Source organism: Actinophytocola sp. (assembly GCF_036378875.1).
Lineage (GTDB): Bacteria > Actinomycetota > Actinomycetes > Mycobacteriales > Pseudonocardiaceae > Actinophytocola.
Map to the genome: position 1 here is coordinate 1 of NZ_DASUVO010000148.1, position 2,048 is coordinate 2,048.

The window sequence follows — 2,048 nt, forward strand, 5'->3', positions numbered from 1 at the left end:
CTCGCTCAAGCCGTACTCGGTGAAGAACAGGGCTGTGCAGTCCTCGGGCTCGGCGCGGACGTCGAGATCACCAGTAGGCAAGAGGTTTGCTAGGCGACCCAGATGCGCGAAGTTGTCCGCGCACACGATCGCCGGAAGCACCGTGCCGGTGTAGTAGCGCTCCTTGCGATTCAACGGCAGTGTCTGATCCAGCAGCATGTTCAACGTGGGCACGTAACTACCCTTCCTTCCGCCAAGACGGTGCGTCGCCGCACTTCATACCGCTGCCCTCCGCGGCACCTACGGAGACCCGCACTACGGTGCCGGGACGTAAGTATTCGGTGATCCCGTAGCTGTGGTTGTCGTGGCTGACTGAGGTGGTTCTTGGTCGCGACACGCTGGGTTGGGGTGCTGGACTCGGGGCGCTGATGGTGATCTTCTCGCGCGATCATGGGCGGGGACGGCGATCTTGGCGGTGACGTCGGGTTCTGGCGTGCCGAGGCGCAGCGTTGGCGGGCGCGTGCCGAGCGGTCCGAGGCGGAGGCGGCGCAGCTGCGGGCCCGGGTCGTCGAGCTGGAGGGCCAGGTCGGGGCGCTGGCCGAGAAGGTGGCGGAGCTGACCCGGCTGGCGTTCGGGAAGTCCTCGGAGAAGCAGAGCGCCAAGAAGCCGGTCGGGCGAGTGGAGGGTGAGGGCGGCCCCGACGGTCCCGACAGCGCCGAGCAGGGTGGTGGCCGGGCGAGCGGGCGTGGTCGCGGGCAGCAGAAGGGCTCACGGGGTCACGGCCGCCGGGACTACTCCCATCTCCCTACCGAGGAACATGTTCGTGACGTGCCGCAAGCCGAGCGGGTGTGCCCGCGTTGCGGGGCCGGGTATGTGCCGTTCGGCGAGGAGTGTTGCGAGCTGATCGACTGGCAGGTGCGGGTGGTCCGGGTGGTGATCCGCCGTCCGACCTACCGGCGCGGCTGCCGCTGCCCGGTCCGCGGGGTGCTGGCCGCGCCGCCGGCGCCGAAACCGATCGCGAAGGGCCGGTTCACCTCGGGGTTCCTGGCCCGGCTGCTGGTGGAGAAGTTCGTGCTGGGCCGGCCCACGCACCGGATCGCGGCCGCGTTGGCCCATGACGGGCTCGACCTGGCCGACGGCACCCTGGCCGGGGTGTTGGCCGCCTGTTCGGACCTGCTGGCCCCGCTGGCCGCCAAGATCAGCGAGCGGAACGCCGCCGCCGCGCACCTGCATGTGGACGAGACACGCTGGCAGGTGTACGCCGCCGTGGCGGGCAAGGACAGCCACCGCTGGTGGTTGTGGGTGTTCGCCGGCCCGGACACCACCGTGTTCACCATCGCCCCGTCCCGGTCGCTGAAGGTCCTCACCACCCAACTCGGCATCACCACCGACCCGGACACCGCGGCGTTGCCCGACATCCTGCCTGGTGGGCGGCGGCTGCTGCTGTCCTCGGACTTCTACACCGTCTACCAGTCGTTGGGCCGCATGGACGGGGTAGACAACCTGTGGTGCTGGAGCCATATCCGCCGCTACTTCGTCCGGGCCGGCGACGCCCACCCCGACGCTCTGAAGGTGTGGACCGAGGCCTGGCTGGAACGGATCGGCGCGCTCTACCGCGCCCACTCCGCCCTGACCGCCGCCGCGCCCGGCAGCCCGCAGCAGGCCGAGGCCGCCGAGCAGTTCGACACCGCCCTGGCGGCGATCGACCGTGAGCGCCACACCCAGGCCGCGAACGCGCATCTGATGCACCCGGCCGCGGTCAAGGTGCTGGCCACCCTGGACCGGGAATGGGAGGGCCTGGCGCGGCACCGCGAGTTCCCCGAACTGCCGCTGGACAACAACAGCGCGGAGCGCGCGCTACGCGGCCCGGTCGTGGGCCGCAAAAACTTCTACGGCTCCGGCTCGAAAATCTCCGCCGAACTGGCCGGCCGGGCCTGGACCATCACCGCCACCGCGCAACGCGCCGGGCTGAACCCCCTCGCCTACCTGGGCGCCTACCTGCACGCCTGCGCCGAAGCCGGCGGTAAACCCCCCACCGGCGCCGCCCTGGATCGATTCCTGCCCTGGAC

At 70.6% G+C, this 2,048-nt stretch carries 2 protein-coding genes; one reads left to right on the forward strand and one right to left on the reverse strand.

Annotated features, from left to right (window positions below):
* A partial coding sequence (locus VF106_RS42010; protein WP_330845615.1) for a hypothetical protein occupies nt 1–213 on the reverse strand: 213 nt, incomplete at its 3' end.
* A gap of 216 nt (nt 214–429) precedes the next feature.
* On the opposite strand from VF106_RS42010, the gene tnpC reads away from it, so the two are divergent.
* Nucleotides 430–2,048 (forward strand): IS66 family transposase (gene tnpC / locus VF106_RS42015; protein ID WP_330845616.1); only part of this gene is annotated, 1,619 nt, incomplete at its 3' end.